The organism is Allobosea vaviloviae (assembly GCF_001298265.1).
Lineage (GTDB): Bacteria > Pseudomonadota > Alphaproteobacteria > Rhizobiales > Beijerinckiaceae > Allobosea > Allobosea vaviloviae_B.
This window is the reverse complement of record NZ_LGSZ01000048.1, coordinates 104,705-125,397: the sequence shown is the minus strand read 5'-3', so window position 1 is coordinate 125,397 and position 20,693 is coordinate 104,705. Positions and strand designations below refer to the sequence as shown.

Here is a 20,693-nt window from a genome sequence, read left to right as displayed (position 1 = left end):
CGGATGCCTTCCGAAGGTTCAAGGTCAGATGCCTTGCTGCGTTAGATGACTCGGCGCGGATCGAGCGCGTCGCGCAGACCGTCGCCGATGAAGTTGATCGAGAGCACGGTCAGGAAGATCGCCGCGCCCGGAAACAGCGCCCAGTGCGGCGCGGAATCGAGATGGTCCTTGGCATCGAACAGCAGGCGCCCCCAGGTCGGGATATCCGGCGGGAAGCCCAACCCGAGGAAGGACAGCGTCGATTCCGCGATGATGGCCGAGGACACCTCGATCGTGGCCGCGACAATCACGGGGCCGATCGCGTTCGGCAGGATGTGGTGGACCATCTGGCGGAATTTCGTCGCGCCATGGGCCTTGGCGGCTTCGACGAACTCCTTTTCGCGCAGCGACATGAACTGGGCACGCACAAGCCGTGCCACGGGCATCCATTTCAACCCGCCGATGACCACGACGATCAGGACGAAGACGCCGCCTTCGACGCCGAAGGCCGCCTTGAGCTGCTCGCGGAAGAAATAGATCACCAGCAGCAGCAGTGGCAGCTGCGGCAGCGATAGGAACAGGTCCGTCAGCCACATCAGGAAGTTGTCGACAGAGCCGCGCGACATGCCGGCGACCGCGCCGATGACGATGCCGAAGAAGGTCGCGACGAACATCGCCGCCAGCCCGACGGCGAGCGAGATCCGCCCGCCATAGATCATCCGCGCCAGCAGGTCCTGGCCGAGATCGTCCGTGCCGAACGGGTGCGCCCAGGAGGGGGTCTGGAGCTGCGCCGAGAAATCGATGTCGTTGATCGCCACCGGCCACAGCCAGGGGCCGATCACGACGCCGAGGATCAGCGTGGCGAGCACGAAGCTGCTGGCCATCGCCAGCTTGTGACGACGGAAACGCTTCCAGGTCTCGCGCCCTGGCGAGGTGGCAGCGCTCGTCTGAGCCGGGCCCGACATGGGCTCAGCTGAAGGAGATGCGAGGGTCGAGCCAGCCATAAAGCAGATCCGCAATGAGATTGAACAGGACGACGAGGCAGGCGAAGACGAAGGTCACGGCCATGATGACCGGAGTGTCGTTGGCCAGGATCGCGTCGATCAGGAGCGAGCCGATCCCCGGAATCCGGAAGATCTGCTCGGTGACGATGGCGCCGCCGAACACGGCAGGCATCTGCAGCGCGACGAGCGTGACGACCGGGATGAGCGCGTTGCGCGTGATGTGGCGCAGCGTCACGGTCTTTTCGCCGAGGCCCTTGGCGCGGGCGGTGGTGACGTAGTCCAGCCGGATCACGTCGAGAACGGCGGAGCGGACATAGCGGGTGTACGAGGCCGCCTGGAACAGGCCGAGCACGGTGATCGGCATGATCGCCTGCCGGAACATCTCCCAGTACCAGCGCCATCCGGTCGCCGCGAGGTCGGAGCGGTAGACGAAGGGGAACCAGTCGAGCGTCACCGAGAAGATCAGGATCAGCAGCAGGCCGGTGAAGAAGGTCGGCAGCGAGAAGCCGACGAAGGCCAGCGTGTTGGCGACCTGGTCGAACACCGAATAGGGCCGCGTCGCCGCATAGATGCCGACCGGGAGCGCGATGCACAAGGCCAGGATCTGCGAGGAGCCGACGACGAACAGCGTCGTCGGAACGCGCTGCAGGATCAACTGGTCGACGTCGATTCGGCTGGCGAAGGAGAAGCCCCAGTCGCCCTGCACCATGTTCGAGAGCCAGCGCAGATAGCGCACCATGATCGGGTCGTTGAGGCCGAAACTGGCCCGCAGCGCCTCGCGCACTTCAGGGGGAACATTGGGATTGGTCGCCATCTCCGAAAACGGATCGCCCGGCGCCAGGGCGAGCACGGTGAACAGGATCAGGCTGATGCCGAGCAGGCTCGGAATAGCAATCAGCATTCGCCTCAGCAGGTAAGCGCCCATCAAACAGAACTCTTTTCGAACGCGGTCTTCACAACACCGCAAACAGCGGACCGCCGGTCATCAGGATGCCGGGCGTCTCCGCTTCGTCAAAAATAAAGAGGGAGCGGCGCCTCCCCGCGCGGCGCGCGCCGCGCGGGGCTGCCCGCTCCCCTCGGTCTTAGCTGCGATACCAGGCTGCGAGGTTCCAGGTATCGACGTCCCAGCCGCTGTGATCATGCGACAGGTTGTTCAGCGCAGCGGCGACGCGCGTGCGCGACAGCAGCGGCAGAACCACATGGGCCTCGCAGAAGATCTCGTTGACCTTGATCAGCAGCGCGGCGCGCTTGGCGGGGTCAAGTTCCTTCTGGGCCGCCAGATAGGCCGCGTCGGCTTCCTTGTCGGTGTAGCGCGAGACGTTGCGGCCCAGCCATTTGTTCTCCTTGGTGGCGACCTCCCAGGAGACGAACTGGTTGAGGAAGCGCTCCGGGTCGGGCTGGGGCTGCGTGGTCGTGTACATCTCCATGTCGACATAGAGCTTGGTGTAGGTGTCGGGGTTTGCCACGTCCGACGAGAAGAACACCGACGCCGTCACCGACTTCAGCTCGAGGTCGATGCCGGCGCGCTGGCAGGCCTGCTTGATGATCTGCTGCGTCTTCTGGCGCGGCGCGTTGATCGAGGTCTGGAAGACGTATTTGAGCTTCTTGCCGTCCTTCTCGCGGATGCCGTCGGAGCCCTTCTTGTAGCCGGCCTCATCAAGGATCTTGTTCGCCTTGTCGACGTTGAACTCGTATTTCAGCTTGCTCGACTTGAACTGCGCCGGCTGGTTCACGAAGCTCGCCGTGGCAACGCCGCCGCGCCCATAGATGAACTTCTGAACCGAGTCGCGGTCGATCAGCAGGTTGATCGCCTCGCGGACCTTCGGATCCGACAGGGTCGGGTGCTTGGTCTTGATGCTGGAGCGCTCGCCATCGACCTCGGTCAACGGATCGGTGGTGTTGAGGATGATGAACTCGATGTCGCCCGACGCCACGGCGCTGATCTTGCCGCGCCCGCCGGTCTCCATGCGCTTGAGGACCTCGTCCTCGACCTGGAGGTTCCAGGCATAGTCGTATTCGCCGGTCTGCAGCACGGCGCGCGCCGCCGAGACCGCGTCACCGCCGCCCTTCACCTCGAGCTTGTCGAAATGCGGCTGGTTCTTGACGTGGTATTCGGTGTTGCGCTCGGCGGTCAGGATGTCGCCCGGCTTGAATTCGGCGAACTTGTAGGCGCCGGTGCCGACGGGCTTCAGGTTGGCCGGAGCCTCACGCGACTTGGCGCCCTTGTACTCGCCGAAGTGATGCTTGGGGATGATCATGCCGGCGACGCCGACGAAGGGGTCGGCCCAGAACGGCGTCGGCGCCTTGAATATCACCTTGATCGTCAGGTCGTCGATCTTCTCGACCTTGATGTCCTTGTAGGCGCCGGTGGTGTAGGCGGCGGTCGCCGGATCGGCGGCATATTCCCAGGTGAAGACGGCGTCGTCGGCGGTGAGGGGCTTGCCGTCATGCCATTTCACGCCCGGCTTGATCTTCCAGATCACTTCCTTGCCGTCGGCCGAGAGGCCGCCATTGGCCTTGCTCGGGATTTCGGCCGCGAGCTGCGGGAAGAGATTGCCCTCCTTGTCCCAGCCGGCGAGCGGCTCGTAGAAGATGCGCGAGGCGATCTGGTCCTTGGTGCCCGAGGCGAAATGCGGATTCAGCAGCGTCGGGGCCTGCCAGAGCAGCATCTTGAGCGGGCCGCCGCCGCCGGCCTTCGTCGGCTTGTAGGGCAGGGTGGAGTCCGCCATCGCGACGCCGTTGAAGGCCAGCAGCTGGTTGGCGAACGGGGCGGCCAGTCCGACGGCCGCCGCCTTCTTGATGAAGGAGCGCCGCGACAGGGCACCGTCCTTCACGCGGGCGATCAGCTTGCCCAGATCCTGGTCTTTCATAAGATTGTCTCCACTCATGAGCTCAATGCCGGTTGTCCGGCGCTTGCTGCGCCGTTTTCCCTCTCGGTCGCCCTCAGCAAGCCATGTGCCAACGAAAGCGTCAACTGTGCAGCGCAGAGCAAACGTGCGCCCATCGCAGGGCGGCTGGCCGGGACTTCAAACAGACGAACGTTTACGTCTTAGCCGGCCGATGAGTCGCAATTTTATGCGTCTCAATCCGGAAAAACGACGGTTTTCTTTCCGTTGAGGATAACCCGATCTTCGAGATGGTGCAGCACAGCACGTGCCAGCACCCTGCGCTCGATGTCGCGGCCCTTGCGCACGAGATCCTCGGGCATGTCGCGATGCGAGATGCGCTCCACGTCCTGCTCGATGATCGGGCCTTCGTCGAGATCGGGCGTGACGTAATGCGCGGTCGCCCCGATCAGCTTCACGCCGCGCTCATGCGCCTGGTGATACGGCTTGGCGCCCTTGAAGCCGGGCAGGAACGAGTGATGAATATTGATGCAGCGCCCGAGCAGTTTGGCTGAGAAACCGTCCGACAGGATCTGCATGTAGCGCGCCAGCACGACGAGATCGGTCTTCGTTTCCTGCACCAGCCGCCAGATCTCTGCCTCCTGCTCCATCTTGGTCTGCCGCGTCACCGGCATGTGGTGGAAGGGTATATCGCCGAGATCGGTCGAGGACAGGTGCTCGCGGCCATGGTTGGAGACGATTCCCGAAATCTCCATCGGCAATTCGCCGATACGCCAGCGATAGATGAGGTCGGTCAGGCAGTGGTCGAACTTCGAGACCAGCAGCATGACGCGCTTTTTCGCCGCACGTTCGCGCAGGCTGACATCCATGCCGAAGCGCTGTGCCAGATCGCCGACGGAGGCCGCGATGGCCTCATGCGAGCGGCTCTCGTCGAGCCGGTCGAAGACGACGCGCATGAAGAAGCGCCCGGTCTCGATATCGTCGAACTGCTGCGCGTCGAGGATGTTGCAGCCGGCCTCGAACAGCAGCGTCGACACGGCGGCGACGATGCCCGGCCGGTCGGGGCAGGACAGGGTGAGGATGGCGGTGCGGTCGGACATGGCTGACGCCGCCGGATGGGGCGGCCCTTCGCTGGAGCGGAAGACGGGACGGAAACGATAGAGAGGCTGGCGCGCGACACGCTGCACTCAACCTCGCCCGATCGACGCTCCACTGGCGACGATGTCGCAACCAAACTCCGCCACCGAGGCAGAAAGCCAGGACCAGAAGCTGCCGGCGAAGCTGCGTGCCACCATGATCTCGAAGACCGCTCCCTCCGGGCAGTCCTGCGCCCGCCAGAGATGCACGCCGATATGGGCGATGCTTGTCAAGGCGGCCATGCCGACAGGAAAGGCAACAGGGTGCAGATCGAGCATGCAGCCCTTGGCCAGGGCGTCGCGGATGCGAGGCCCGGACAGGCGCAGCGCAGCGCGCCCGGAACTCTGCTCGGCAACGGCTGCGACGCCCGACAGCGCTTGCAGCGCGTCGCTGAAGCCGCTGCGGGTCTCGGCCAGAAGCAGCCATTGGCCCGGCCCGGCCCAGACCGCCGCATGATGTCCGGCTCGGGCGATGGCGGGTGTCGCCGGCAGGTCGAGCCCGAATGCGGCTTTCACAGCCTCGGCTAGCGCCGCCTCGCCGGCGGCCGGAGCGATCAGGCTGGCGATGCCGAGCCCGTCGCGGGCCGCGATGGTGATGCTGGTCGAACCGGCAAGACCGATATGGCCCTCGTGAAGGATGCCGGCCCAGGCGCTGCGAGGCGCCCAGATCGCTGTCGTAGCGTCAGCCATGGAGGCGCGCTCCTTCCGGGTCGAGGAAGACGGGGTTGCAGATCTCGACCTCGATATCGCCGTTGCGGACGGGATCGAAGGCCCGGACCCGCTCGCCGATGCGGGCCTGCCCGTTCCTGAGCAGGCCGAGGCCCATCCAGTGCCCGAGATGGGGAGAATAGGCGACCGAGGTCATGTAGCCCTCGTCGTTCTCCATCGTCGCCGCCTTGCCGATGCCGATGAAATGGGCGCCGGCCCGCAGCCGCTCGCTGCGGTTCACCGGGCGAAACCCCACGAAGATCGGCCTGTCAGCCTCGACCAGCGCGGCGCGCTTCGCCATCAGCCGGCCGACATAATCCTTCTTGGACGACATCATCTTGCCGAGGCCCAGATCGCGCGCCGTGGTCTGGCCGCTGAGCTCGTTGCCGGCGACATGCCCCTTCTCGATCCGCATCACGCCGAGCGCCTCGGTGCCGTACGGTGTGATGCCGTGCTCGGCGCCGGCGGCCATCAAGGCCCGCATCATCGCCTCGCCCTGCTCGGCCGGGACGGCGAGCTCGTAGGCCAGCTCGCCTGAAAACGAGATTCGGAACAGACGTGCCGGCAGCCCGCCGCCGACGGTCACGGCTCGCGCCGCGAGATAGGGGAAGGCCTCGTTGGAGAGGTCGTGCTGCGGATCGACGACGCCCTGCAAGACGGCGCGCGCCTTCGGGCCGGCGATCGAGGCTTGTGCCCATTGCTCGGAGACCGAGACCATCGCCACGTCGAGATCGGGCCAGAGCACCTGATGGCAGAATTCGAGATGCTGCATCACCTTGCCGGCATTGGCCGTGGTGGTGGTCATCAGGAAATGCGTCTCGGAGAGCCGCGAGGTCGTGCCGTCATCCATGACGAAACCGTCCTCGCGCAGCATCAGCCCGTAGCGCGCCTTGCCGACCGGCAGCGCCTTCCAGCCGTTGATGTAGACGCGCTCGAGGAATTCGGCGGCATCCGCGCCCTGGATGTCGATCTTGCCGAGGGTCGAGACGTCGCAGATGCCCACAGTGCTGCGCACCGCCCTGACCTCGCGGTTGACGGTGGTCAGCCAGTCGCTCTCGCCGGGCCTGGGATAATACTGCGCCCGCAGCCATGGGCCGGCCTCGACGAAGACGGCACCCTGTTCCCGCGACCAGTCATGCGTGGGCGAAAGCCGCGTCGGGCGAAAATCCCTGGCACGGTGGTGGCCGGCCAGCGCGCCGATCGCGACCGGCGTATAGGGCGGCCGGAAGATCGTCGTGCCGGTCTGCGGAATCGTCTTAGCCGTCTGCTCGGCCATGATGGCCAGGCCGGCGATGTTGGAGGTCTTGCCCTGGTCGGTCGCCATGCCCAGCGTGGTGTAGCGCTTGAGATGCTCGACCGGCTTGAAGCCTTCGCGCGCCGCCAGCTCGATATCTCCGTCGGTGACGTCGTTCTGGAAATCGACGAAGGCCTTGCCTTTCCCGCCCTTCACCCGCCAGACCGGCGACAAACCAAGGCTTTCGGGATCGGTCTTGGGCGGCTGCATCTCGGCCCTGGGCGTGAAGCCGCAAGCGCTCGCCGCTTCCGCTCCGAGCCGCGCGCCATCCTCCAGCGCCTGCGCGAGCGAGAGCCGCCCGGCCGCGCTCCCGGCGACGGCAAGCCCTGCCGGCAAGGCATCCGGCACGAATGCATGGATGCTCTCATCCCAGACCGGCCGCGTGTTCTGATGCGAGGTCAGGTGCAGCGTCGGGTTCCAGCCATTGGAGACGGCAAGCAGGTCGCAGGGGATGGAATGCTCGCGGCCCGATGCCTCGCGCACCGTGATGGAGCGCAATGCCCGCCCGCCCGAGGCGCTGGCGACGACCCCGGTGATGACCCGCGCGCCGATCTTGCCCGCGAGCAGGGTCAGCGCACTGTCGATCTCCCTGCGCGGATCGACGATCGCCGAGACGCTCGCGCCGGCCGCGGCGAGATCGCGCGCCGTCGCCCAGCCGTCATCGCCCGTCGTGAACACGACCGCCTGGCGACCCGGCAGCACGCCGTAGCGGTTGAGATAGGCCCGGACCGCGCCCGCCAGCATCACGCCGGGCGTATCGTTGCCGGCAAAGACAATCGGCCGTTCGATCGCACCCGCCGCCAGGATCGCGCGCCTGGCGTTGATCCGCCAGGCGCGCTGGCGCGGCTGATGCGCGGATGGCACCGGCAGATGGTCGGAGACGCGCTCGACCACGCCATAGATGCCATGGTCGTAGACGCCATAGACCGTGCTGCGCGGCATGATCGTGACGTCGGGCATGCTCGCAAGCTCGGCGAGCGCATCGGCGATCCATTCGCTGCCGGCACGCGCGTCGATCTCGCGCTTCTCGGTCAGCAACCGCCCGCCGAGCCGGAAATCCTCGTCGCAGAGGATGACGCGGGCGCCCGAGCGTCCGGCCGCCAGCGCCGCCGACAGGCCGGCCGGCCCACCGCCGATCACCAGCAGGTCGCAGAAGGCGAAGGCCTTCTCGTAATGGTCGGGGTCTTCATGACCGGCCGCACGGCCCAGGCCTGCCGCCCGGCGGATCAGCGGCTCGTAGAGCTTTTCCCAGAAGGAGGCCGGCCACATGAAGGTCTTGTAGTAGAAACCCGCCACCAGCGCCGGCGAGACCAGCCCGTTGACCGAAAGCAGGTCGAAGGCGAGCGAGGGCCAGCGGTTCTGGCTGCGCGCTTCGAGCCCGTGATAGAGTTCGGCAACGGTCGCGCGGGTGTTGGGCTCGCGCCTGGCGCCGGCGCGCAGTTCGACCAGCGCGTTCGGCTCCTCCGGTCCAGCCGAGAGAATGCCGCGCGGGCGGTGATATTTGAACGAGCGCCCAACCAGCCTGATGCCATTGGCCAGCAGCGCCGAGGCCAGCGTGTCGCCGGCATAGCCCTCATAGCGCTTGCCGTCGAAGCGGAAGGACCGCGTCTGCGTCCGGTCGATCACGCCGCCGGAGCCGAGGCGGCAAGGCTGCTTGTTGGATGCTTGCGTGCTCATGCGGCTGCTCCCGCCTTGGTCTTCCTGGCGACCTCGACGGCCTCAATCGCGTGGGTCCGCGTGTCGCGCGTCACCACCAGCCAGGCATGGCAGCCGGCGCCGTGATACCAGAGTTCGCGATGCCGCCCGGCAGGGTTGTCGCGCAGGTGGACATAGTCGTGCATGGCGGCTTCCGTCGCATCCATGCCGTCCGGGCGCTGCGGATTGGCATCGCCGAGATAGCCGAATTCCTGGGCGTCGCGGGCGCCGCAATAGGGGCAGGTGATGCGCATGATCAGCTCTCAACCTCGACGCGGGCAGGCAGGGCTCCTCCCTTCCCCCTGGTGGGGAAGGGATGGGGATGGGGGGCGAGCGACCGGGTGAGTGCGGTCTCAGTTGGATGGCTGGCAATGGCGATTGTGCGAGAACGGATAAACCGTCGCGCTGGCTTTCCGCCCCCCACCCCCAACCCCTCCCCACAAGGGGGAGGGGAGACAGCGGGGTCGCACTTCATGAAAGCAAGACCGTTCATCACCGGCCTCAATGCAGGTTCGGCTGGGCGCCGACGCCCTTTTCGTCGATGACGCGGCCGGTCGCGAAGCGGTCGAGCCGATAGGCGGCGGCGACCGGATGCGGTTCGTCCCGGGCGATCAGATGGGCGAAGCAGAAGCCCGAGGCCGGCGTCGCCTTGAAGCCGCCATAGCACCAGCCGGCATTGAGATAGAGGCCCGCGACCGGCGTGTGGTCGATGATCGGCGAGCCGTCCATCGACATGTCCATGATGCCGCCCCAGTGCCTGAGCATGCGGATGCGGCCGACGCCCGGCCACAGCGCCATCGCCGATTCCATCACGTCCTCGATGACAGGCAGGTTGCCGCGCTGCGCGTAGGAATTGTAGCCGTCGATGTCGCCGCCGAAGACGAGCCCGCCCTTGTCGGACTGGCTGACGTAGAAATGGCCGGCGCCATAGGTCACGACCGTGTCGATCAGCGGCTTGACGCCTTCCGAGACGAAGGCCTGCAGCACATGGCTCTCGATCGGCAGCCTCAGGCCCGCCATGGCCGCGACCCGCGACGAGTTGCCGGCGACGGCGAGCGCCACCTTCTTCGCCCGGATCGGCCCGCGCGTGGTCTCGACGCCGACGGCCCGTCCGTTCTCCATCGATATCGCCGTGACCTCGCAGTTCTGGACGATGTCGACGCCGTTGCGGTCGCCCGCATGGGCATAGCCCCAGGCGACGGCATCATGCCGGGCGCTGCCGCCGCGCTTCTGCAGGAGGCCGCCCTGGATCGGGAAGCGGCCGTTCTCATAGTCGAGGAAGGGCACCATCGCGCGGACCTGCTCGCGGTCGAGCAGCTCGGCATCGACGCCGGCTAGCCGCATCGCATTGCCGCGCCGGGCATAAGCGTCGCGCTGGGCGTCGGAATGGTAGAGGTTCAAAACGCCGCGCTGGCTCACCATCGCATTGTAGTTGAGGTCCTGCTCCAGCCCTTCCCACAGCTTCATCGACAGCTCGTAGAACGGCGTATTGCCCGGCAGCAGGTAGTTGGAGCGGATGATCGTGGTGTTCCGCCCGACATTGCCGGAGCCGATAAAGCCCTTCTCGATCACCGCGACGTTGCGGATGCCGTGCCGGCTCGCGAGATAATAGGCGGTGGCCAGCCCGTGCCCGCCGCCGCCGATCACCAGCACGTCGTATTCGGGCTTGGGCACGGCATCGCGCCAGGTCGGCTGCCAGCCCTTGTGGCCCTTGAGCGTCTGGGCGAGCAGGGAGAAGACGGAATAGCGCATCGGCGGTCCGGTCAGGGTCAGAGAAAGCGTCAACGGCCTTGTCAGCCGGAGATTGGCGGACATAGGCTTCCGGACATGACCACGGACGACACGAACTTATCCGCAGGCGACAGTCGAAACGAGCGCAAGCCCGCTCATGTCGGCTTCCTGCTGATTCCGGACTTCGCCTTGCTGGCCTATGCCTCGGCGGTCGAGCCGCTGCGGGCGGCCAATCGCCTCTCGGGCCGCGACCTCTACCGCTGGAGCCATGTCTCGATCGACGGCGAGCCGGCCACCGCCTCGAACGGGGTCAGCATCCGCGCGGACCACGCGGTCGGCGCGCAGATGCGCTTCGACTATGTCATCGTCTGCGCCGGCGGCAATCCGGCGGTCTTCCACCATGCCCCGACCTTCGCCTGGCTGCGGAACCTGGCCCGCCACCGGGTCAGGCTCGGCGGTGTCTCGGGCGGGCCTTATGTCCTGGCCCGGGCCAATGTCCTCGACGGCTACCGCTTCACCATCCACTGGGAGCACGCGCCGGCCTTCCTGGAAGATTATCCGGAGCTCGACCTGCGCCGCTCGCTCTACGAGATCGACCGCGACCGCCTGACATCGAGCGGCGGCACCGCCCCGCTCGACATGATGCACGCCGTCATCGCCCGCGAGCATGGCAGCGAACTCGCGCTCGCCGTCAGCGAATGGTTCCTGCAGACCCATGTCCGCGAGGGCGCAGGGCCGCAGCGCATGCCGCTGCGCGAACGCCTCGGCATCAGCCATGCGCCGCTGCTGCGCGTCGTCGGCTGCATGGAGCAGAGCCTCGAGAACCCGCTCTCGCGCGAGGAACTGGCGCGCACCGCCAATGTCTCGCTGCGCCAGCTGGAGCGCCTGTTCCGCCATCATCTCGGCCGCTCGCTCGGCGAGCATTATCTCGGCTTGCGCCTCGACCGCGCCCGCGACCTGCTGCGCCAGACCTCGCTCTCCGTGCTGGAGATCGCGCTCGCCTGCGGCTTCGTCAGCGCCAGCCATTTCTCGCGGGGTTATCGTCGGCGCTTCGGGCACCCGCCGCGCGCCGAGCGCGAGCCGTTGGCAGGCAAGGCCCTGCGCTGAGACTCGCCGGACGATTGCAGGATCCAGCCGGCCTTGACTTGCTGCATCGAAAAATGGAATGATTATTCCATAAGAAGCACAAATCAACGAACTGTGCCGTTTACGCTGGGAGAAGCGCATCAGTGCCTGAACTGCCGTCGCACAGCCGGGCTCTCGCCGGTCGGTTTGCCATCGTCACCGGCGCGAGCCAGGGGCTGGGCGAAGCCGTGGCACGCGAACTCGCGGCGCGCGGTGCATCCGGCCTGCTGCTGACCGGCCGCAGCCGCGAGCGCGGCGAGGCCGTCGCGGCGAGCCTCCGGGCTAAGGGCTGCGACGCGCGTTTCCACGCCGTCGACCTGTCCGATCTCGCTGCCGTCAGGACAATCGTTCCCGCTGCCGAACAGGCCTTCGGGCGGCTCGACATCCTCGTCAACGCGGCTGGCGACACCGATCGCGGCACGGTTTTCGACACCACGCCCGAGCTCTACGAGCGCATCATGGCGGTCAATCTGCGCGCGCCCTTCTTCCTGATCCAGGACGCCGCGGAACTGATGCGCCGGAAGGCCGTCACCGGGGCCATCGTCAACATCCAGTCGATGTCGGCCCATGGCGGCCAGCCCTTCCTCTCCGCTTACAGCGTCTCCAAGGGCGCGCTGGCGACGCTGACGAAGAATGCAGCCTACGGCCTGCTGGCCCACAGGATCCGCGTCAACGGCCTCAATATCGGTTGGATGGCGACGCCGGGCGAGGATGCGATCATGCGCCGCCGCCATGGCGCGCAGGATGGCTGGCTCGACGAGGCCGCCGCCGGCCAGCCCTTCGGGCGCCTGGTCGATCCCCGCGAGGTCGCCCGCGCGGTGGCCTATCTGGCGTCGGACGAATCCGGGCTGTTGACGGGCTCCAACATCGATTTCGACCAGACGATTCTGGGCGCGCATGACTAGGATGTCGTCATTGCGAGCGAAGCGAAGCAATCCAGAGGGCGTAGAACTCTGCGGCTCCTGGATTGCTTCGTCGCTTCGCTCCTCGCAATGACGGAAGGCGGAAATGACCATGAAGACAGGATTTTAAACATGAAGGTTGGATTGCTGGGCGCGGGGCGGATCGGGCGCATCCATGGACTGAACGTCGTGGCGCGGCCCGATGCGCATCTGGTCGCGGTCGCCGATGCCATGCCGGACGCTGCCGCCTCACTCGCTGCGGCAACCGGCGCGAAGGCCGTGAGCGCGGATGCGATCCTGTCGGATGGCAGCATCGACGCGGTGCTGATCTGCACTCCCACGGACACCCATGCCGACCTGATCGAGGCCGCGGTCTCGGCTGGCAAGGCGGTGTTCTGCGAGAAGCCGGTCGATCTCGATTCGGCCCGCATCCGCCGCTGCCTCGTCACGGTGGAAAAAACCGGCAAGCCGCTGATGATCGGCTTCAACCGCCGCTTCGATCCGAATTTCGCCGCGCTCGAAAGCCGGCTGAGAGCAGGCGAGGCGGGCGCGATCGAGATCGTCAGCGTGATCTCGCGCGATCCCTCGCCGCCGCCGGTCGAGTATGTGAAGCGCTCCGGCGGGCTCTTCCGCGACATGATGATCCATGATTTCGACATGGCCCGCTTCCTGCTGGCCGAGGAGCCGGTCGAGGTCTTCGCGCTGGGTTCGGCTTTGGTCGATCCCGCCATCGGGCAGGCCGGCGATGTCGACACCGCCGCCGTGCTGATGAAGACGGCCTCGGGCAGGATCGCGCAGATCTCGAACTCCCGCCGCGCGACCTATGGCTATGACCAGCGCATCGAGGTCCACGGCTCCAAGGGCATGCTGCGCGCCGGCAACATCCATGAGACGACGGTTGAAAGCGCGACGGGGCAGGGCTTCCGGGCCGATCCCGTCCAGAACTTCTTCCTGGAGCGCTACGCCGCCGCCTACCGCGCCGAGCTCGACGCCTTCTTCACCGCCTGCAAGGGCGGCAAGGCACCGACGCCGTCTGGTCTCGACGGGCTCAAGGCGCAGATCCTGGCAGACGCCGCGACGGAATCGTCGAAGACCGGCAAGCCGGTCACTGTTTCGCTGACGGAAGCCTGAGCATGAGCCAGGCCACAATGAGTTCTGCAGAACTGGAACTGCGCTACTATGCCGTCCTCGGCCTCGTCAGCGAAGCCAGCCGCATGGCGCTCGACTATTTCAACAGGAGCGACAGCCTCGGCATCACCATGAAGGGCGCGCAGGACTGGTTGACCGTCGCCGACGGCAAGGTTGAGGATTTCCTGCGCCAGCGCCTTGCCGTCCTGTTCCCGACGGACGCGATCATCGGCGAGGAGGGCGGCGGCATGGCCTCCGACGCGGTCTGGATCATCGATCCGATCGACGGCACCTCGAACTTCGCCCGCGGCGACCGCAACTGGTGCATCTCGATCGGCTTCCTTTTGAACGGCGTGCCCGAGATCGGCATTATCGCCGCCCCGGCGATGCAGGAGGTCTACTGCGCCCGGCGCGGGCAGGGCGCCACCATGAACGGCCAGCCGATCAAGGTGTCGGGAGCCACCGATATCACCCGCGCCTATGTCGAACTGGGCTGGTCGACGCGCGTGCCGGCCGAAAACTATCTCGCGGTGATCGAGCGCGGCTACAAGGCGGGCGCCTCGATGAAGCGCTCGGGCTCCGGCGCGCTCGGCATCTGCCATGTCGCGATCGGCCGCAGCGAGGCCTATGCCGAGCTGCACATCAACGCCTGGGACGTCGCCGCCGGCCTCGTCATCGCCAGCGAGGCGGGCGCGGCGGTGAATGACTTCTTTGCCGGCGAAGGCGTCTCAAAGGGCAATCCGGTGCTGTGCTGCACGCCCGCGCTGAAGGCCGAGCTGGAGGCGATCACCGGAATTCGTTAGCCAGCACGATATGCGTTGATCTTTCGGGAAAACTCGTCTCAGTTTCACTGCAACCACAGAAGAACGCAGGTTCTCATCAGGGAGGTTTCGATGCACACCAGGTCCGGGCTCAAGGCGAGCCTCTTTGCGCTTGCAGCCGTCGCTGCCACCGCTTTCTCCGCCGCTCCCGCCAGCGCACAGGGGTCGCTGGTGATGTATTGCGGCGTCCAGGAGGAGTGGTGCCGCGCCATGTCCAACGCCTTCGAAAAGGACACCGGCATCAAGGTCGCGATGACCCGCAAATCGGCGGGTGAGATCTATGCCCAGCTCAAGGCGGAATCCTCCAACCCGCGCGGCGACGTCTGGTGGGGCGGTACGGGTGATCCCCATCTCCAGGCAGCCGAGGAAGGGCTGACCCAGGAATACACCTCTCCCCTAAACAAGGACCTGCATGACTGGTCGCTGAACCAGTGGAAGGCCGCCAAGCAGCGTTCGATCGGCATTTATGCCGGCGCTCTCGGCTTCGGCTTCAACACCGAGCAGATCAAGTCGAAGGGCATCCCCGAGCCGAAATGCTGGGCCGACCTGCTCAACGCCAAGCTCAAGGACGACGTCCAGGTCGCCGACCCCAACTCCTCGGGCACCGCCTACAACCTGCTCGCCACCGTCGTGCAGCTGATGGGCGAGGACAAGGGCTTCGAATACCTCAAGGCCCTGCACAAGAATGTCAGCCAGTACACCAAGTCGGGCGCGGCTCCTGCCAAGGCTGCGAGCCTCGGCGAGACGGCCGTCGGCATCGTCTTCATCCATGACGCGGTCGTCTTCGCGGTGCAGGGCGACCCGATCAAGCCGGTCGCGCCCTGCGAGGGCACGGGCTACGAGATCGGCTCGATGTCGATCGTCAAGGGCGCGCGCAATCTCGACAACGCCAAGAAGTTCTACGACTGGGCGCTGACCCCGGTCGCCCAGGCCCTCGCCGGCCCGGCCAAGTCCTATCAGCTGCCGTCGAACAAGGCCTCGCCGGTTCCGGCGCAGTCGCCGAAAATGGATCAGATGAAGCTGATCGACTACGACTTCGTGAAATACGGCTCCTCGGCCGAGCGCACCCGCCTGCTCGCCAAATGGGACAAGGACGTGAAGGCGCTGCCGAAGTAAATCCGTCCCGGACGGCTGGGAGCCGCATCGATGCGTTCCGCTACGAAGCTTGCGCTGCTGCTCGGCTGGCTCGGCTATGCCGTGCTGCCCTGGTACTTCGTCGAGGGCATGAGCCTGACGCGCCTGGACTGGGCCGCCGGCTATCCGCTCGGCAAGGCCGGCAGCGCGCTTGCGCTCGGCCTCTCCGGGCAGGCGCCGTGGCTCCTGCCCATCGGCGCCGCGCTCGCGGCCATCACCGCCTTCGTCGCCAGCCGCGACGCGGCCCGCACCGCGACGGTCCTGATCTGGGCCGGCGCGCTCGGCCTGGCGCTGCTTTTCGCGCAAGGCTTTGCGATCGCGCTCGAAAACCAGGGCATTCCCTGGCTCGCCGCCCTGCTCGGCAGCACGGGCGCGACGCAGCGCGGCATGGGCGGCGGCGCCTTCGTCACGGTCGTCGCGCTGCTGCTGCTGCTCTGCCATGGCTTGGCCTATCGCGGCATCTGCCGGGGCGACCTGTTCACGACCTGCTCGATCGGCATCGTCATCCTGCTGATCGGGCTGTTCATCTTCTTTCCGGTCTCGACCATCCTGCGCAGTGCGCTGGTCGACCAGAGCGGCGCCTTCGCGCCGTCGGCCTTCTTCGCGCGCTTCTTCGATTCCTCGATCTGGGGGCTCGGCTGCCTCAGCGCCAACGTCAATTGCGGCGTGGCCTGGAACACGCTGGTGCTGGCCGTGCTCTGCGGCGTGATCACGACCCTGCTCGGCCTCGCCTGCGCGCTCTTGATCCTGCGCACCGGCATGCCCGGAAAGCGCGTGATGCGGGCGCTGACGGTGCTGCCGATCATCACCCCGCCCTTCGTCATCGGCCTGGCGCTGATCCTGCTTTTCGGCCGGGCCGGCGTGATCTCGACCTTTCTGTACGAATGGTTCGGCATAGCCCGCTCGCGCTGGCTCTACGGTTTGCCGGGCGTCTTGCTGGCGCAGGTGCTGGCCTTCGCGCCGATCGCCTTCCTCGTCCTGATCGGCGTCGTCCAGGGCATTTCGCCCAGCCTGGAGGAGGCTTCGCAGACGCTCGGCGCCAAGCGCTGGCAGACCTTCCGCACCGTGACCTGGCCGCTGCTCAAGCCCGGCATCGCCAACGCCTTCCTGCTCGGCTTCGTCGAAAGCATGGCCGATTTCGGCAATCCGCTGGTGCTCGGCGGCAATTTCGAGGTGCTCTCGACCAAGATCTTCTTCGCCGTGGTCGGCGCTGCCTACAACCAGGGCCAGGCGGCGGTGCTCGCCATCATCCTGCTTGCCTTCACGCTCGGCGCCTTCTGGGTGCAGCAGCGCTGGCTCGGCGGGAAATCCTACACGACCGTCACCGGCAAGGGCGATTCCGGCCTGCCGACCCCGCTGCCGCGTCGCATCACCTGGCTCGCCACGACCGCGATCGTGCCCTGGGTCGCGCTGACCTTCGTGATCTACCTCGTCATCCTCGTCGGCGGCTTCGTGAAGTCGATGGGACGCAACCACACCCCGACGCTGGAGCACTACGCCACCGGATTCGCCATCGACTTCAGCAACGGCATCTATTTCCAGGGCTCGGCCTGGAACTCCTTCTTCACGACGATCAAGGTCGCAGCGATCTCGGCGCCGCTGACGGCGGTGATCGGCCTGCTCACGGCCTATCTGCTGACGCGCCAGAAATTCGGAGGGCGCGGAATGCTCGAATTCGCGACGATGCTGTCCTTCGCCATTCCCGGAACCGTGCTCGGCGTCGCCTATATCCTGGCCTTCAACGTCCCGCCGATCGAGATCACCGGCACCGGCCTGATCCTGATCATCGCCTTCGTCTTCCGCAACATGCCCGTCGGCGTGCGCTCCGGCATCGCCGGCCTCTCGCAGATCGACAAGAGCCTCGACGAGGCCTCGACGACGCTGCGCGCCCGCAGCTTCACCACGCTCTGGCGGGTCGTGCTGCCGCTGCTGCGGCCGGCGCTGGTCTCGGCGCTGGTCTATTCCTTCGTGCGCTCGATGACGGCGGTCAGCGCCGTGATCTTCCTGGTCTCGGCCGAGTACAACCTCGCCACGGCCTATATCGTCGGGCGCGTCGAGGCCGGCGAGTTCGGCCTGGCCATCGCCTATTCCTCCGTTCTGATCGTCTTCATGGCCTTCGGCATCGGATTGATCCAGCTCGGCGTCGGCGAGCGCAAGCTCGGCCGTCGCAAGGTCGCCGCGCTCAACAGCTCGGTGTCCGACCCCATCACGCAGGGAGCAGCAAGTTGACCAAGGCCGGCCCCGCATCCGTCGAATTCCGCAATGTCTCGATGCGCTATGGCAGCGTGACGGCGGTCGACAATGTCAGCTTCACCGTCGAGGCCGGCAAGCTGGTGACGCTGCTCGGCCCGTCCGGCTGCGGCAAGACCACGACGCTGCGCATGATCGCAGGCCTGGAGATCGCCAGCGATGGCCAGATACTGATCGGCGGGCAGGACGTGACCAGGCTCTCGGCCGCCGACCGCGACGTCAGCATGGTCTTCCAGTCCTATGCGCTGTTTCCGCATATGAGCGTGCTGGAGAACGCGGCATACGGCCCGACCGTGAAGGGGCTCGGCAAGGAGAAGTCCCGCGAGATGGCGCTGGACAAGCTCGCGCTGGTCGGCCTGAAGGGCTTCGAGAACCGCTACCCGTCCGAATTGTCCGGCGGCCAGCAGCAGCGTGTCGCCGTGGCGCGCGCGCTGGTTCTGGAGCCGCAGGTCCTGCTCTTCGACGAGCCGCTCTCCAACCTCGATGCCAAGCTGCGCCGCCGTGTCCGCGAGGAGATTCGCGAGCTGCAGCAGGACCTCAACCTGACCGTCGCCTATGTCACGCATGATCAGGAGGAGGCGCTGGCCGTCTCCGACAAGATCATCGTGATGTCGAACGCGAAGATCGCCCAACAGGGCGCGCCGCGCGCGCTCTACGAGGAGCCGGCCAACGCCTTCGTCGCCGACTTCATCGGCGACGCCAACCTGATCGACGTCACTGTCACGGCCGTCGTCGATGGTCGCGCCGACGTCGCCATCGGTCCAGCCAGCGTGTCCCTGCCGGCACGCGGGCTCGGCCCAGGCCCGGCCAAGGTGGCGATCCGGCCGGAAAGCCTGTTGCTGTCGGGGCAGGTGGGGCAGTCCTCATTGCCCGGCACGATCAGCAAATGCGCCTATCTCGGCAACCATCTCGACATCATGGTCGAGACGCCGGTCGGCGAGCTCTTCGTCATCCAGTACGGCCATCACGCGATGCTGGAGCCTGGGACGCCGGTCAGCCTTTCCTTCGCCGGCTCCGGTGTGACGCTGATTCCGCCCGCTTGAATCGGCAAAAACACCGCATCTGCGCAAAAATGCCGGCCGCTTTGCCGCAAAATCAGCACGTTTCGCTGGCATGAACGATGAGTTGGCTAATGAAAATGTAGCGATTCAGAGGTACTCTCGACCCCTGACACGGAGAAAGACCCTGCGGCGATGACGACGAGCGACAGCGCGACCACGATTCTGATCCACCTCGCCGGCGGTGTCGCGCTGCTGATCTGGTCTGTCAGGCTGGTGCGCACGGGCGCGATGCGCGCCTTCGGCTCGTCGCTGCGCCAGGCGCTCCAGACCTTCACCAAGAACCGCCTCGCCTCCTTTGGCAGCGGCGCCGCCGTCACGATCGTGCTGCAAAGCTCGACGGCGACGACGCTGCTGGTCTCGTCCTTCGCAGGACGCAAGCTGATCGCGCCGGCCATGGCGCTCGCTGTCCTGCTCGGCGCCAATCTCGGCACCTCGCTGGCCGCCTTCGTCATCTCGATGGATCTAGGCTGGCTCTGGGGGCTGCTGCTGGCGCTCGGCGTCGCGCTCTATCTCGGCCACGAGGCGATGGACCGCGCCCGCAATATCGGCCGTGTGCTGGTCGGCATCGGCCTGATCCTGCTCTCGCTGATCGAACTCAACACGGCAGCGGCGCCGCTCGCCCAGTCACCGACCTTCCGGACCCTGCTCGGCGCGCTCGGCAACGAGCCGCTGCTCGCCGCGCTCGTCGCCGTCGCCGCGACCTGGCTGACCCATTCCAGCATCGCGGTCATCCTGCTCATCGCAACCTTCGCCGCCTCTGGCCTGTTCCCGCCAGCGACCGCACTGACTCTGGTGATCGGCGCCAATCTCGGCAATGCCCTGATCCCGGTGCTCGACCAACTCGGCGCGCCGGTGGCCCAGCGCCGCGCCGCCGTCGGCAATCTGCTGACGCGCCTCGCCCTGGCTCTGATCGTGCTGCCCTTCGTCGGGCCGCTCTCGGGCTGGCTGATGGCCTTGCCATCGCCCGACAGCCGCCTCGCCATCGAGTTCCATGTCGCCCTGAACCTGGTCGGCGCGCTGCTCTTCCTGCCCTTCGTCACGCCGATCGCTGCGCTGGTCGATCGCTTCATGCCCGCCAAGGAGACGGCGGAGGCGACCGTGACGCCGCGTTATCTCGATCCCAATGTGCTCGACTCGCCCACGGAGGCACTCGCCTGCGCCATGCGTGAGGCGCTGCATCTGGGCGATCGCGTCGAGCTCATGCTGCGGGACACGATGACGCTGCTGGAAAAGGATGAGTTGAAGCTGTCACGCGCCATCGCGCAGGCGGATGACGGCGTCGATTCGATCCACGAGGCGATCAAGCTTTATCTCGTCCGTGTGTCGCGCAACGAACTCACTGACGAGGAAGGCCGCCGCCTGCTCGAGATCATCACGCTGATCACCAATCTCGAGCATATCGGCGACATCATCGACAAGAACCTGCGCGAGCTGGCCGAGAAGAAGATCCGCAAGCGCTATGCCTTCTCGCCGGAGGGGCTGGTCGAGATCCGCGAGTTCCACCAGCGCGTTTCGTCGGGGCTGGTGCTCGCGCTCAACGTCTTCGCGACACGAGACCTTGCCTTGGCGCGCCAGCTCTTCGCCGAGAAGGCGACGATGCGCGACGCTGAGCGGCGCGCCACCGAAAGCCACTTCCAGAGGCTGCGCAGCGGCCGGCCGGAATCGATCGAGACCAGCGCGATCCATCTCGACATCATCCGCGATCTCAAGCGAATCCACGGCCATATCGCCTCGATCGGCTATCCGATCCTGGAAAGCGCCAATGCGCTGCGCGAAAGCCGGCTCATGGAGACCAAGGAAGCGCGGCGCCAGGAGCGAGACCTGCTCGTGCCATCACCGCAGACCGGCCACTGAGCGGAAAGCGGGTCGCCCGGACCTG

Annotated in this window: 16 protein-coding genes; 8 read left to right on the top strand and 8 right to left on the bottom strand. The window is 66.4% G+C overall.

What is annotated here, in order from left to right; all coding sequences use genetic code 11:
• Positions 1-41: 41 nt before the first annotated feature.
• The 8 genes from AE618_RS16800 to AE618_RS16765 all read right to left on the bottom strand — a co-directional run bounded on the left by AE618_RS16800 (position 42) and on the right by AE618_RS16765 (position 10,414).
• Complete coding sequence (locus tag AE618_RS16800) at positions 42-983, bottom strand: ABC transporter permease (RefSeq protein WP_054210220.1); 942 nt, start codon at positions 981-983, stop codon at positions 42-44.
• The gene (locus AE618_RS16795) at positions 949-1,908 is read right to left on the bottom strand and encodes an ABC transporter permease (protein WP_054210219.1); all 960 of its coding nucleotides are present in this window, start codon (positions 1,906-1,908) and stop codon (positions 949-951) included. The genes AE618_RS16800 and AE618_RS16795 overlap by 35 nt, the downstream gene beginning before the upstream one ends.
• A 157-nt stretch (positions 1,909-2,065) precedes the next feature.
• The gene (locus AE618_RS16790; protein ID WP_054210218.1) at positions 2,066-3,853 is read right to left on the bottom strand and encodes a peptide ABC transporter substrate-binding protein; all 1,788 of its coding nucleotides are present in this window, start codon (positions 3,851-3,853) and stop codon (positions 2,066-2,068) included.
• A gap of 212 nt (positions 3,854-4,065) precedes the next feature.
• Complete coding sequence (purU, locus tag AE618_RS16785; RefSeq protein WP_054210480.1) at positions 4,066-4,929, bottom strand: formyltetrahydrofolate deformylase; 864 nt, start codon at positions 4,927-4,929, stop codon at positions 4,066-4,068.
• Between the two features lie 87 nt (positions 4,930-5,016).
• Positions 5,017-5,655 carry a sarcosine oxidase subunit gamma gene (locus AE618_RS16780; RefSeq protein ID WP_054210217.1) on the bottom strand — a complete coding sequence of 213 codons (639 nt, stop codon included), beginning with the start codon at positions 5,653-5,655 and terminating at the stop codon, positions 5,017-5,019.
• A complete protein-coding gene (locus tag AE618_RS16775) occupies positions 5,648-8,644 on the bottom strand; it encodes a sarcosine oxidase subunit alpha family protein (RefSeq protein ID WP_054210216.1) in 2,997 nt (998 codons plus the stop codon). Before AE618_RS16775 ends, AE618_RS16780 begins: the two co-directional genes overlap by 8 nt.
• Positions 8,641-8,916 (bottom strand): sarcosine oxidase subunit delta, encoded by a 276-nt coding sequence (locus tag AE618_RS16770; RefSeq protein WP_054210215.1) that lies wholly within the window; start codon positions 8,914-8,916, stop codon positions 8,641-8,643. Before AE618_RS16770 ends, AE618_RS16775 begins: the two co-directional genes overlap by 4 nt.
• 247 nt (positions 8,917-9,163) lie before the next feature.
• Positions 9,164-10,414, bottom strand: coding sequence for a sarcosine oxidase subunit beta family protein (locus tag AE618_RS16765; protein WP_054210479.1), 1,251 nt, complete (start codon positions 10,412-10,414; stop codon positions 9,164-9,166).
• Between the two features lie 75 nt (positions 10,415-10,489).
• Here AE618_RS16765 and AE618_RS16760 point away from each other — a divergent pair, with 75 nt between their 5' ends.
• The 8 genes from AE618_RS16760 (at position 10,490) to AE618_RS16725 (ending at position 20,668) form a co-directional block, all read left to right on the top strand.
• Positions 10,490-11,500, top strand: coding sequence for a GlxA family transcriptional regulator (locus tag AE618_RS16760; RefSeq protein ID WP_054210214.1), 1,011 nt, complete (start codon positions 10,490-10,492; stop codon positions 11,498-11,500).
• A gap of 131 nt (positions 11,501-11,631) precedes the next feature.
• On the top strand, positions 11,632-12,423 hold the full coding sequence (locus tag AE618_RS16755) for an SDR family oxidoreductase (RefSeq protein WP_054210478.1): 792 nt from the start codon (positions 11,632-11,634) through the stop codon (positions 12,421-12,423).
• Between the two features lie 129 nt (positions 12,424-12,552).
• The gene (iolG, locus tag AE618_RS16750) at positions 12,553-13,551 is read left to right on the top strand and encodes an inositol 2-dehydrogenase (RefSeq protein WP_054210213.1); all 999 of its coding nucleotides are present in this window, start codon (positions 12,553-12,555) and stop codon (positions 13,549-13,551) included.
• Positions 13,552-13,553: 2 nt separating this feature from the next.
• Positions 13,554-14,351: an inositol monophosphatase family protein gene (locus AE618_RS16745; RefSeq protein WP_156330316.1), complete on the top strand. Its 798-nt coding sequence runs from the start codon at positions 13,554-13,556 to the stop codon at positions 14,349-14,351.
• A gap of 90 nt (positions 14,352-14,441) precedes the next feature.
• A complete protein-coding gene (locus AE618_RS16740) occupies positions 14,442-15,485 on the top strand; it encodes an ABC transporter substrate-binding protein (protein ID WP_054210212.1) in 1,044 nt (347 codons plus the stop codon).
• Positions 15,486-15,515: 30 nt separating this feature from the next.
• On the top strand, positions 15,516-17,732 hold the full coding sequence (locus AE618_RS16735; protein WP_054210211.1) for an ABC transporter permease: 2,217 nt from the start codon (positions 15,516-15,518) through the stop codon (positions 17,730-17,732).
• 41 nt (positions 17,733-17,773) lie between these two features.
• The gene (locus AE618_RS16730; protein WP_054210476.1) at positions 17,774-18,796 is read left to right on the top strand and encodes an ABC transporter ATP-binding protein; all 1,023 of its coding nucleotides are present in this window, start codon (positions 17,774-17,776) and stop codon (positions 18,794-18,796) included.
• A gap of 150 nt (positions 18,797-18,946) precedes the next feature.
• A complete protein-coding gene (locus AE618_RS16725; RefSeq protein WP_054210210.1) occupies positions 18,947-20,668 on the top strand; it encodes a Na/Pi cotransporter family protein in 1,722 nt (573 codons plus the stop codon).
• Positions 20,669-20,693: the final 25 nt, after the last annotated feature.

Bases quoted from the DNA above. Each gene is read 5' to 3' on its own strand.
- AE618_RS16790 (WP_054210218.1), bottom strand. From the start codon at position 3,853: ATGAAAGACCAGGATCTGGGCAAGCTGATCGCCCGCGTGAAGGACGGT.
- AE618_RS16760 (WP_054210214.1), top strand. From the start codon at position 10,490: ATGACCACGGACGACACGAACTTATCCGCAGGCGACAGTCGAAACGAG.
- AE618_RS16795 (WP_054210219.1), bottom strand. From the start codon at position 1,908: ATGGGCGCTTACCTGCTGAGGCGAATGCTGATTGCTATTCCGAGCCTG.
- AE618_RS16730 (WP_054210476.1), top strand. From the start codon at position 17,774: ATGCGCTATGGCAGCGTGACGGCGGTCGACAATGTCAGCTTCACCGTC.
- purU (WP_054210480.1), bottom strand. From the start codon at position 4,929: ATGTCCGACCGCACCGCCATCCTCACCCTGTCCTGCCCCGACCGGCCG.
- AE618_RS16735 (WP_054210211.1), top strand. From the start codon at position 15,516: ATGCGTTCCGCTACGAAGCTTGCGCTGCTGCTCGGCTGGCTCGGCTAT.
- AE618_RS16780 (WP_054210217.1), bottom strand. From the start codon at position 5,655: ATGGCTGACGCTACGACAGCGATCTGGGCGCCTCGCAGCGCCTGGGCC.
- AE618_RS16765 (WP_054210479.1), bottom strand. From the start codon at position 10,414: ATGCGCTATTCCGTCTTCTCCCTGCTCGCCCAGACGCTCAAGGGCCAC.
- iolG (WP_054210213.1), top strand. From the start codon at position 12,553: ATGAAGGTTGGATTGCTGGGCGCGGGGCGGATCGGGCGCATCCATGGA.
- AE618_RS16800 (WP_054210220.1), bottom strand. From the start codon at position 983: ATGGCTGGCTCGACCCTCGCATCTCCTTCAGCTGAGCCCATGTCGGGC.
- AE618_RS16770 (WP_054210215.1), bottom strand. From the start codon at position 8,916: ATGCGCATCACCTGCCCCTATTGCGGCGCCCGCGACGCCCAGGAATTC.
- AE618_RS16725 (WP_054210210.1), top strand. From the start codon at position 18,947: ATGACGACGAGCGACAGCGCGACCACGATTCTGATCCACCTCGCCGGC.
- AE618_RS16740 (WP_054210212.1), top strand. From the start codon at position 14,442: ATGCACACCAGGTCCGGGCTCAAGGCGAGCCTCTTTGCGCTTGCAGCC.
- AE618_RS16775 (WP_054210216.1), bottom strand. From the start codon at position 8,644: ATGAGCACGCAAGCATCCAACAAGCAGCCTTGCCGCCTCGGCTCCGGC.
- AE618_RS16745 (WP_156330316.1), top strand. From the start codon at position 13,554: ATGAGCCAGGCCACAATGAGTTCTGCAGAACTGGAACTGCGCTACTAT.